Source organism: Microcoleus sp. F10-B2, assembly GCF_036704965.1.
In the GTDB taxonomy this organism is placed as follows: domain Bacteria; phylum Cyanobacteriota; class Cyanobacteriia; order Cyanobacteriales; family Microcoleaceae; genus Microcoleus.
Genome location: NZ_JAUBTB010000143.1, coordinates 1 through 11,234, shown reverse-complemented (window position 1 = coordinate 11,234; position 11,234 = coordinate 1). Strand labels below are relative to the sequence as shown.

At 46.6% G+C, this 11,234-nt stretch carries 8 protein-coding genes; 4 read left to right on the top strand and 4 right to left on the bottom strand.

The features are described from left to right. Positions 1–66: 66 nt before the first annotated feature. Complete coding sequence (locus tag QUA99_RS30750; protein ID WP_333244737.1) at positions 67–732, bottom strand: DUF262 domain-containing protein; 666 nt, start codon at positions 730–732, stop codon at positions 67–69. A 127-nt stretch (positions 733–859) separates the two neighbouring features. After that, the gene (locus QUA99_RS30745; protein ID WP_333244740.1) at positions 860–1,009 is read right to left on the bottom strand and encodes a hypothetical protein; all 150 of its coding nucleotides are present in this window, start codon (positions 1,007–1,009) and stop codon (positions 860–862) included. Between the two features lie 143 nt (positions 1,010–1,152). On the opposite strand from QUA99_RS30745, the gene QUA99_RS30740 reads away from it, so the two are divergent. Continuing rightward, the gene (locus QUA99_RS30740) at positions 1,153–2,793 is read left to right on the top strand and encodes a thioredoxin-like domain-containing protein (protein ID WP_333244743.1); all 1,641 of its coding nucleotides are present in this window, start codon (positions 1,153–1,155) and stop codon (positions 2,791–2,793) included. 774 nt (positions 2,794–3,567) lie between these two features. Beyond that, entirely contained in the window at positions 3,568–4,014 is a 447-nt protein-coding gene (locus QUA99_RS30735) for a BP74-related protein (protein ID WP_333244746.1), read from the top strand. A gap of 786 nt (positions 4,015–4,800) precedes the next feature. Here the strand turns inward: QUA99_RS30735 and QUA99_RS30730 are convergent. Beyond that, positions 4,801–5,601, bottom strand: a complete 801-nt coding sequence (locus tag QUA99_RS30730; RefSeq protein ID WP_333244749.1) for a circadian clock KaiB family protein — start codon at positions 5,599–5,601, stop codon at positions 4,801–4,803. Between the two features lie 71 nt (positions 5,602–5,672). Next, positions 5,673–6,935, bottom strand: a complete 1,263-nt coding sequence (locus tag QUA99_RS30725; protein WP_333244755.1) for a type IV pilus twitching motility protein PilT — start codon at positions 6,933–6,935, stop codon at positions 5,673–5,675. A gap of 305 nt (positions 6,936–7,240) precedes the next feature. On the opposite strand from QUA99_RS30725, the gene QUA99_RS30720 reads away from it, so the two are divergent. Further along, positions 7,241–8,638: an amidase gene (locus QUA99_RS30720; protein WP_333244752.1), complete on the top strand. Its 1,398-nt coding sequence runs from the start codon at positions 7,241–7,243 to the stop codon at positions 8,636–8,638. Positions 8,639–8,907: 269 nt separating this feature from the next. Then, the gene (locus QUA99_RS30715) at positions 8,908–10,908 is read left to right on the top strand and encodes a cation:proton antiporter domain-containing protein (protein WP_333244758.1); all 2,001 of its coding nucleotides are present in this window, start codon (positions 8,908–8,910) and stop codon (positions 10,906–10,908) included. The last annotated feature ends 326 nt before the right edge of the window (positions 10,909–11,234 follow it).

The window sequence follows — 11,234 nt, the reverse complement described above, 5'->3', positions numbered from 1 at the left end:
GCATAATATTGCTTTTAAATGTGTGTGATTTTTGACGCTCGGAGGACAACTTCATCATACCCTAGTTCAGCAACGCCTAATAAATTTGGGAGTTTTGGCTAGTTCTTCAAGAAGATCGACAAACGGGCCCGGAGATATGCCTCTACGCTTCTCCATGTCATTTAGTTGGACGCTACCAGTATTGATGCGTTCAAACATATCCCGTCGGGTTTCTTCATCAGCTTTCTCAGTCAGCACAATCATGCGAATGGTAGCTCGGTTAAAGCGTCTCTGTCTTGCCAGGGGTAAATCCCTGAATTTGAAGTTGTTAAGATTTTTTAGTTTTTCTAGTTCAGACAGCTTTAGCTCGTTATTGAGAAATCTGTCTAAAGTACGGATACGTTGGGTTCCATCAACAATTTCTAACCGAGCTAAATCATCCTCATCATCTTCTTGCTTGGGTCGCAAATCTGCAACAAAAATATAGGGTATTGGTAGTCCCAAAAAAATAGATTCAATAAATTTTGACTGTCGATTTTCTTCCCAAATCATGTCTCGTTGATAATCTGGTATGTACAACTCGCTGATGTCTTCATCTAGCCCATCTCTATATTTCTGGACAAGCACTTCCACTGGATATTCTTTTGTGTCATAGTCAACAGTTTTTTGCTTTTCCCGAATTTCTGCTTCTGCGGCTTCTCTTTGTTCGTGTGTAATCTCTGGTTCCGGTGGTATTTTTGGGGCTTTTGCCATTGTGAACTCCTGTTCTGACAGAATGTGTATCAAAAGTACAGAATAGTGAAACCTTCGTGGGGAAATCTACTATTTTAAGTGCTGCGGTTTACCGCCATGCACGCAACCCTCCGCCATGAGCGTTTCATCAGAAATTCGATCGCGTAGAGTGCCGTAGGTAATCGATCGCCTGCCAAACCTCTTTGTGCAATTCTGTCTTACCCGAAAGTGCTTTGGCAAGATGAGGTTTAGGATACCAGATCAAGTATACATTGGTATCAGTGGACCAGTTTGCCATCACCTCTGGCCCCCCTGTTGTGGTACAGGCACTCCGACCTGTACCACAAGCCCTCGTTTAACCTCCCCTTTTCCCCATCCTGCGAAACTTCCCGCTAAATTAAAGAAGTAAAAAAATCATTCACGCCCTCCCAAGGAGATGCCATGCCTCGCGTCAGAGCACCAGAATTCCCAGCAAACTACCCCTGGCTGAACACCGAAAAACCTTTATCCATTGAATCTCTAAAAGGCCGGGTCGTCTTGCTCGACTTCTGGACTTACTGCTGCATCAACTGCTTGCACGTCCTGCCCGACTTAAAATACCTCGAACAAAAATATAAAGATTCCCTCACGGTTATCGGCGTTCACTCGGCAAAATTTGAAAACGAAAAAGAAGTAGAAAACATCCGCCAAGCTATCCTCCGCTACGATATCGAACATCCGGTAATCGCAGACAGCGGCATGAAAGTTTGGCAAAGCTACGCGGTTCGCGCTTGGCCGACTTTAATGGTGATCGATCCTGAAAGTTATGTCGTGGGCTTTGTTTCCGGTGAAGGCAATAGAGAAGCAATTGACGAATTAGTTGGCAAGTTAATTGGTGAATACAAAGATAAAAATCGGCTCAACTTTAAAGAACTCCGTTTTAGCTTAGAAAAACAGCGCAAACCTGTATCGACACCGCTGGCTTTTCCCGGTAAAGTGCTGGCATTTGCGATCGCAGCAACGGAGGCAAAACAGCTTCACCCACAGGTCGCCTTGTTGGGCGAAATGACTGAGGAAAATGAATATGTAGATGAAACTGTATTGCCAGGGCCTGCTAATTCAGTCATACAAAACTTAGTCGGTTCTTGCTTATTTATTGCCGATTCAGGACACAATAGGATTGTTGTCAGCACCATCGAAGGTGAGGTGCTGCACGTCATCGGTACCGGCAAACCCGGTTTAACTAATGGGGGCTTTGAAGAGGCGGAGTTTTTTGCACCTCAAGGTATGGCTTTTGATGCAGAAAGTCAAATTCTTTATGTTGCTGATACGGAAAATCATGCTCTCAGAAAGATTGATTTTACGACTCAACGGGTGGAAACTGTTGCTGGTACCGGCGAACAAAGTCACGAAATTGCACCGGGCAGCGGCAAGGGTTTAGAAACCAAATTGAACTCGCCTTGGGACTTAGAAAAAGTTGGAAATAGACTTTTTATTGCAATGGCGGGTTCCCACCAAATTTGGGAAATGCAGTTAGACACTGGCACGATCGGCACTTATGCGGGTATTGGTCGAGAATCCTGTGTTGATGGGAATCTTTCAGAATCTGCTTTTTCTCAGCCCAGCGGCCTCGCTACGGATCGATCGGAGTTGTTTGTTGCTGACAGCGAAGTTAGTTCGATTCGCGCTGTTGGTATTGATGAAGACCCGAAGGTGCGGACTGTTTGCGGTAGTGGTGAATTGTTTGGTTTTGGGGATAAAGATGGTCGCGCCGATCAGGTAAGGTTGCAGCACTGTTTGGGTGTTGAATACGCTCAAAATTACCTCTGGGTTGCTGATACTTACAATCATAAAATTAAGCGGATCGACCACCGAGGCGGTACGTGCAGAACAATGATTGGAGACGGTACAGCGGGTTTGGTTGATGCTAAAGGTCTCAAGGCTCGATTTTTTGAACCTTCAGGGTTGAGCGCGATCGGGCCTCACTTGTTTGTTGCTGATACGAACAATCATCTAATTCGGCGAGTTGAGTTGGATACGCTGGAAGTCACAACTTTGGATTTCGCCAGTTTGTGCCCTCCGGATGTTTGTCTTCCTGATTGAGCCGATCGACCTTTTTCCGATTAGCCAGGGTTCTCTATTCTCCTGATTGCCAGATTGATTGCGGTAAGGTAGGTTGTTCTTCGGCGCACCTTACCGAAATTGTTCAGCAAAGTAAGTTAACCTAACAGTCTTGGAGGCAAAAACCAGGTTGATTCAGGTAATTTGGTCATATACGCTCGATCGCGACAACCATCGAGCGAGTTTTTTTGGCAAGCCTGCGTCCAGGACTGCCTAAACCCACATTCCGCACCAGCGAGCGTGTCACACTACGAATTTTCGGAGTTTGGCGAAGTTGAACTGGCGATCGCCACTCCAATTACCACTTTTGTTGTATATAAAAAGTGAATGTTTAAGTTCACAAAATTACGCAAAAACCGATTGTGACAGTGGAGGGTGCCGAAAGTGGGCCTAAATCGCATCGGGGCCGGTGAAACCGGGTTTTTTACTGAATCTGCGGTCTACAACGCATCTTTCCGTAAAAAAACCCGGTTTCTAACCCACATTCGGCACCCTGAACTGGCACACTGTTTTTTGGGAACAAAACAATGGGGGTTGTACGAATCATTCCTGCAATTTATTCTTAAAAATTGTTAGCTATTGAGAATGACTGCTCGATAAAAAGATTTGTCTGCGAAAGCATAAAACCCTTACTTAGTAAGCATTTTAAGCTCTTTTCATTCGATGTGACAGTTGAGGGTGTCGAATGTGAGGTGCAGTAATCATGAGTGCACCAGAGTGGTAGGATTTGTTTTGGCGAGTAAAGAGGTCTTTACCATGAATCTATTTCAAAAACTCACTTCTCTGATACGTCGAGGACTAACTGTATTGGCTCTTGTTGGTATGCTGGGTATCAGCTTTAGTGCTCCAGCATACGCGGCTGCACCTGCTAGATTTGTCTTTGAGACCGCAGGCGGCGGCGATCCATTCGTTATTGAACTCACTGATGAGAGTAAGATCCAACAAGCCCGGAATATACTCAATGGAACCCAGAAAGATGAAACCCATGTAGTCGGAAGAATCATACCAAGACCTGCTCCCTACAATCCAAAATGGAGCTATCAATTAGATCCAGCGACTATCAGCTTCTTTAGCTACGCGATAGAAGTTTGTGATGCTTCAACTACGTACGTCGAAGACCACCTTGATGAAGCGGGTGGAGCATTTTTACCAGGTCTTTACTGGTGTCCTTGGAGTTCGCGGCTAGTCAAGGAAATTCAGTAACCCGAAAACTTGCATTCAAAAAGCGATGGCATTTTTCTGAAGTTAACACCTTTTGTCGAAGAGCCTGGTTTTGCTGATGTAGGTCGGCAATCACTTTTTGTGCCGCATCCAGTTCCTCTTTAAGCCGAGAAACTTCTGCCTTCAGTTGTGCTACTTCATAATTTTGGAAGGATGTACGTATCTTCTCAACAGCCGGGTTGTGTTGTATTTGTATAACCCATCGCTGTTGGTATCCCCTTGATTACCTGGCATTATCTTTCCCTCCTTACAACCCACATTCCGCACCAGCGAGCGTGTCACACTACGAATTTTGGGAGTTTGGCGAAATTGAACTGGCGATCGCCAGTTCAATTTCCCACTTTTGTGTATAAAAAGTGATCGTTTGGGTTGACAAAATTACGCAAAAACCGATTGTGAAAGTGGAGGGTGCCGAAAGTGGGTTTTAAACGAACGTTCGTAAGTCCTATAGCGGTTCTCGGAAAAATGAGGTATTCACCAATTAATTAACAATTCCCCAATCCCCCAATCTAAAATCTAAAATCTAAAATCTAAAATCTAAACTTGTACCTCATCTATCTGAGAAAGGCTATATGTTGTTAAGGAATGAGAATTAAATAACTTACAATTTATTGTTCTTGTGGGATGGGCGTCCCGGCCGTCCTTTCTGGACGGGCGGGACGCCCATCCCACAAATATGTGTAAATTATTTAATTCGCGATCCTAATTCAATGGCGAGTCAACCGGCGATCGCCAGTATTAAATAATCGCAAAAATATTCGCCCAAATCTAAAATTCTGAATAGCTTAACAGCCGCATTATTTTTTCATCATCGTTCAATTCGCCGACAATTCGCCGCACGGGTTTCGGCCAGATTTTAATCAAAGTAGGAGTTGCTGAAATCTGATCTGCCTCAGCTTGTTCTGGATGTTTCAAAACATCAATTACTTTTAAAGTGTAGGGACGATCGAGGCATTTCTCTAAGAACTGGTGTAAAGTTTCGAGGGTGCGTTCGGTGCTGGGATTGCTTCCGGAAACAAAGAGGCGCAAAACGTACCCTTGAGTTTGTGGCGGTGGGGTGAGTGCTGTTTGTTTGGGAAGCGGAGTCTGCTGCGATTGCCGGAAGGATGAGGTAGATACGATCGAACCGAGCGAGTGCGATCGATCTGGGGGACTGGCATACTGTACAATTAAGTCGTGATTTTCCCAAAGTTCGGGGAATTGTTGGTGATAAATAGCGATCGCCATCGGTTCGCACATTTCTTCGCTGCGGGGATGCCAAACCAAGTCGCCAGTTCCAAAAATGGCGTTCAGCAGCGTTTGATGTCGCAGTACCGGGGGGTATGCCTCGGCAGCAACCCGCAACTGCCTATCGCTCCGATCGAGCCAGCAGTCAACGGTTGCTGTATAGCAAGGTATTAGAAAATGCGGCGGTTCCGACAAACCCAGTATCTCCTGTAGAGCTACGCACAACTGCAAGTGCCACTGAGTTTGCTTGCGGGAGTCTATACAATAGATTAAGTCTCCCCCTGGTGTAAACAGCGCAATGCCTTTGAAAAATTCTGGCAAAATCGGGCGATCGACTTTCAATGAAGTACACCAATAAAAGTTAAAAGTTAACAGTTAAAAGTTAACTTTTAACTACTGTTAACACTCGACCTTTAGACTCGGCCTCGCAGCATCTGAGCCATTTCGTTAGGGAACGGCGAGTTCTCCACACAAAGGTCTTCGGTAATCCGACCTTCTTGATAAAGGCCGTAGAGCGACTTATTCATCGTCGTCATGCCTTCATAAGTATCTTTAATCATAATTTGATTGATTTCCTCATTCTGACCTTTCAGAATGTATTCCTTAACCACGTCGGTATTGATCAAAACGTCGTGGAAAGCAGCCCGCTTCCCGTCTGTGGTTTTGCACAGCAGTTGAGCAATAATCGCCACTAGGGACTCGGAAATGGAAACCCGTATGGCTTCCTGTTCTTCGGGCCCGAACATATCCAGAATCCGGTTCAGGGTTTTAATCGCACTGTTGGTGTGCAGGGTTCCTGCAACTAAGTGACCGGTCTGAGAGGCTTTGAGGGCGATTTCCACCGTCTCTCTGTCCCGAATTTCTCCTACTAGCATCATGTCCGGGTCTTGCCGCAGAGCGCCTTTGAGAGCGTTCATAAACTTGAGGGTGTGCCTGCCGACTTCCCGGTGCTTGATCAAGGATTTTTTGCTTTCGTGTACGAATTCTACCGGGTCTTCGATCGTGATGATATTGTAGGCTTTATGCTTATTGATGTAGTCGATCATCGCTGCCAAGGTGGTAGACTTACCCGAACCTGTCGGACCCGTCACCAAAATCAACCCTTTGTGGTAGCCGCATATTTTCTTAAAGACCTCCGGCAGCTTCAATTCCTCCAGTGTCATTATTTTGGAAGGAATTAGCCGCAGCACCATTGCCGGCCCGGCCAAGGAGTCCATGCAACTGATCCGAATGCGGACGAACCCGAAGTCGAAAGCGCCGTCAAAATCTAGGGTTTTTTGGAAAATTTCAATTTCTTCATCGCTCATGCACTCGCGCAACCAGCCAAAAAACGTATCTAAATCCGTCGGTGGATACCCGATGTCGGCAATCTCGCCCCGCGTGCGGAAGCGGGGAACTTCGTTTACTCCGAGGTGAAGGTCGGATACTCCTTCATCTTTGGCTCGGAGGACTAGCTCTTTCAAAGTCGGAACTCCGCCGCTGCTAAAGCTCTGGTTTTTAGGTGTGGCGAAGGATTTGGGCGAGGCTGCGGGGGGCGGTGCGGGTGCCGGCGGCGGTGCTGGTGGCATTCCTGCTGCTCTGGGTGGCATCCCGGGAGCTGGAGGACGGGGCATTCCTGGCGGCGGGGGAGCTCCGGGTACGGGCGGGCGAGGAGCTGGCGGATGCTGTTGTGTCATATGCGCTACCTTAATTTGGTGAGAAGGCTGACTCGAACAGATGATTTGTGGAAGTTGGACAATGCCGATCGCCATTGTGCGTCTCTTGCACAAAAGCTTAACTGTTCTCCTCAGTCTATCGCAAGATAAGGTTCTACTGGTGCAATACAAAGCAAATATTCTGCCAATAGGAGGATGCGCTCACTCTCGATCTACAACCAAATAGGGATTTTCCACATTTTTGGATAATTTTTTTAACGGAAAGAGTTTTACGCACTCAAGTAGTATAAATTGATACTTTATCCAAACATTAAGGACTTAAACCGATGAATTCTGTCGATCGGGCTTTTACTCCAGCTATGGAGTTGGCGGAGTCGATTCGCGCCCTAGAGGTGTCGCCTTTAGAAATTGTCAATCTGTACTTGGAACGGATCGATCGATTAAACCCTGAGCTTGGCAGTTATTTTACAGTAACGGCCGATCGGGCGATCGCCCTAGCTAAATCTCAAACCGAGCAACTAGCTGGGTTAAACAAGTCACAGGAATTGCCACCTTTTTTCGGAGTGCCCATCGCCATTAAAGACTTGACACCAGTTACCGGCGTTCCCTGTACCTACGGCACTCAGGCTTTGCTGGGTAAGATATCTGCCTACGACGAGTCAGTAGTATGGCGGATCAAAGCAGCGGGATTTAACATTCTCGGAAAAACAGCAACCTCTCAAATTGGCTCATTACCTTACACCGAACCCGAAGGTTTCCCGCCTGCGCGCAATCCCTGGAATTTAGACTATACGCCCGGAGGTTCCAGCGGCGGCTCAGCGGCGGCTGTAGCAGCGGGTTTGTGCGCGATCGCCCAAGGTTCAGACGGCGGCGGTTCGATTCGAGGCCCGGCTTCCTGCTGCGGTTTAGTGGGCATTAAACCGTCGCGGGGGCGAGTTTCCTGGGCACCTGTCGGAGATTACCTCAGCGGCATTTCGGCCAACGGCCCCCTGGCGCGCACTGTAGCTGACGCCGCCGCACTTTTGGACGTGATGTCAGGCTACACAACAGGCGATCCGTACTGGCTACCCGATGCAAATCCGACGTTTCTAGAGGCTTCCCGTCAAAAGTCGGGCAAACTGCGAATCGCTTTTTCTACGACTATTTCCCCTGTGGGCGAGGCTTCGGCTACCTGCCAGCAAGCGGTACTCGAAACAGTAAAATTATTGACAGATTTGGGCCATGATGTCGAACCTGGATGCCCGGATTTTACGGGTTTAATCGAACCGTTTACCGCAATTTGGCAGTCGGGGGCGGCTGCAAGCGGCATTCCCGGCCCTGCTTTGGAACCGATGAATCGCTGGCTGTTAGAAAGAACTGTTTCGGCTGGGGAATATTTGCGGGCGGTAAATCAAATGCAGGTGATTTCACGGCGGATTGTGGGATTCTTTGAAAAATTTGATGTGTTAGTTTTGCCGACTTATATGCACTCCCCCATCCGGGTTGGGGAGTGGGCGGATTTGAGTTTTGAAGAAACTTTGCAGCGGATTATTAATTGGATTGCTCCTTGTCCGCCATTTAATGCTAGCGGTTTGCCTGCGATCGCACTTCCTGCCATTTTAGATAACAACGGCTTGCCCGTGGGAATTCAAATTATCGGGCGGCCGGCTGCGGAAGCAACTTTAATTGCTTTAGCGGCGCAGATGGAAGCAGCGAAACCTTTCCCCGTTTTAGATTTCAAATAGGGAAGAGCAAGGGATAAAAGCACGTTTCCCTTTTTTATGGGTATGCCAAATCAGGACTTGTGCGCGGGGAACTAGAAACCCGGTTTTTTGCAGAAATTTCTAGTCATTTAACCCATATTTTACCAATAAACCGAGTTGCTACCGCCCAGTCCTACTTATTACCAATTACGCTGTAATTAATTGAGAATACCTCTTTAGATTGATAGATATTTTGGTTATTTTATTTTAAAAATGGTAGCAGTTCGCTGCCAATATTTAGGGTGAAATTCATGTTAACTTCCGGCCCGATTACCGCTCCCGTTCCCGTTTTTCTAGTTCTTTTAGCAATCATGCTACTCGCGCCGCTGTTATTTGAGCGCTTGCGACTGCCGGGAATAGTCGGGTTAATTATTGCGGGCGTAATTGTCGGGCCCAACGGTCTCAATTTGCTGCAACGGGACGCTACTATTGTTTTGTTAGGTACTGTAGGATTGCTGTTTTTGATGTTCCTAGCGGGACTGGAAACTAGCCTCGACGACCTCAAACTCAATGCGGACAAAGCTGTCATATTTGGGCTGGCTACTTTTTCGCTACCGATGATATTGGGGACAGGAGCAATGCTGCTGTTGGGATATAGCTGGCTGGCTGCAATTTTAGTCGCTTCTTGTTTTGCTACGCACACGCTTTTAGCGCTGCCAATTCTCACAAAATTGGGCTTGATGCGAACTCAGACTATTACTGCGACTTTGGGCGGGACTTTAATTACGAATGTGTTGGGACTGTTGGTGCTGGCAATTGTTGTCAAAGCTTTCAAAGGAAATCTCACTCTCGAATTTTGGCTGTTTCTCATTCCATCTCTTGCTATCTACACTTTTGCTACTTTGTGGGGAGTCCCCAAAATCGGTCGCTGGTTTTTTAAGAAATTCGGACACGACGAAAATGCCGAATTTATATTTGTATTGGCTACCCTATTTCTAGTTTCTTACGCAGCAGAACTAATTGAAATTGAGGCAATTATTGGTGCATTTTTATCTGGAATTGCCATCACTCAAATTATTCCCAAAATGAGTCCGCTGATGAATCGGATTGAGTTTATTGGCAATACGCTGTTTGTGCCGTTTTTTCTGATTTCTGTGGGGATGTTAATTGACCCGCTAATTTTGGTAAAGCAGCCGCAGTCTTTATTGGTGGCGGCGGTGATGATTTTAGCTGAGGTGGTGAGCAAGTTTTTGGCAGCTTGGCTACCGGGGAAATTATTTCGTTTTGAGTTTCCCAACATTATGGTAATGTTCGGTCTGTCTGTTGCTCAAGCTGCTTCTACTTTGGCGGCGATTACGGTTGCTTTTGACATTAAATTGGTCGATCGCGTAACGGTGAATGGCATCATTGCCATGATTTTAGTAACTTGTGTCGCTTCTCCTTGGATTGTATCTCGCTGGGGTCAAGAAATGCAGCAGCCGGGGTCGAGTTTGCCGGCTGCTACTTCGGGAAAGCATTTATGGGGTGAGCGAGTTTTAGTGCCTGTTGCTAATCCGAATACGGAAGATAATTTGCTGCGTTTGGCTTTGATTTTAGCAAAAACATCTCAGGGAACTTTGCTGCCGCTGCATATTTTGTCCGATCGCGGGGAAGCAATTTCGCCCGCAGAGAAAATGCAGCAAACTCAACTTTTGACGGCTGCGGAAACTGTCGCCCATGCTGCTGCTTGTGCGGTTGAACCGATCGCGAGGATAGATGATGCGATCGATCGCGGAATCCTGCGGAGTGCAACCGAACGCGAGGCTAGTTTAATAGTTTGCGGTTGGAAGGGATTTTCCACGACTCGCGACAATTTTTTTGGCAGCATCATTGACAATGTAGTAAGGCGATCGCCCGTACCCGTACTGATTGCTCGATTTCCCGATCCTCTCCAGAATACAGCCAGAGTTATTTTGGCGGTAACTGACAGCGAGTTGACTCGGTTTGGGTTTCAGGAAACCGTGGATATTGCTAAGAGTTTGGCAGAGGAACTCAAGGCGAGTTTGCAAGTGTTGTTGGTGGCGACAAAACGGGAACAAAGCAACAAAAGTGCGGCGGAGGTGGAAATTCTTTCTGAGATACCAGTAAATCGGGTGCGGGGAAATTTTATCAAGTTAGTTTCGCAGAATTTGTTAGAACACGATTTGCTGATTTTAACCACAATTTCTCACCCGAATTTGTGGGAAAAACCGGGAACTCTCAAGGAACCGGAAGCGATCGCCCGCACTCACCAAAATATTTCGATGCTTGTTGTTTATTTTCCTGTATCTTGAGGAAGATTTTAACCGCCGATAATGTTATGAATCTGCATTCATCTGCGGTTAATATTTTAGGACTAAAGCCAACTGACAAATTAAACAAAGGTATGTAGTTGCGCTCGACTCGCTCTTTCTTTTCTAACTAAGCTGTGGCGGCATTTAAATTGTATCTCTAAAAAATTTAAAGTCTTGTGGGGTGTCCCGCCCGCCCTGAATATAGCAATCCTAAATGATTCAGATAAATTTGTAGGGGTAGTGCTAAGAGTGCCTACCCCCTATCTATCGGGCAACCGGGCGTGGGATTGCCCCTACAATAATTATGCAAATGATGCGAGGATTGC